Annotated in this window: 1 protein-coding gene; it reads left to right on the forward strand. The window is 63.1% G+C overall.

Annotated features, from left to right (window positions below; genetic code table 11):
* Positions 1–295: C1 family peptidase (locus L9G74_RS23835; protein ID WP_238898515.1), on the forward strand; the 295-nt coding region annotated here is incomplete at both ends.

A 295-nucleotide genomic window follows, 5' to 3' on the forward strand; every position in this document is an offset into this window, starting at 1 on the left:
CAAGGCGAAGTTCGGGAAGAAGTACGCGACCAAGGAGGAGCACGACCGTCGCTTCGGCGTCTTCAAGTCCAACCTCCGCAGAGCGAGGCTGCACGCCAAGCTCGACCCCTCCGCCGTCCACGGCGTCACCAAATTCTCCGATCTAACTCCGGCCGAGTTCCGCCGCCAGTTCCTCGGCCTCAAGCCGCTCCGCTTCCCGGCGCACGCCCAGAAGGCGCCCATCCTCCCCACCAAGGATCTCCCCAAGGATTTCGATTGGCGAGACAAAGGAGCCGTCACTAACGTCAAGGACCAA

Source organism: Shewanella electrica (genome assembly GCF_022321485.1).
Classification (GTDB): Bacteria; Pseudomonadota; Gammaproteobacteria; order Enterobacterales; family Shewanellaceae; genus Shewanella; species Shewanella electrica.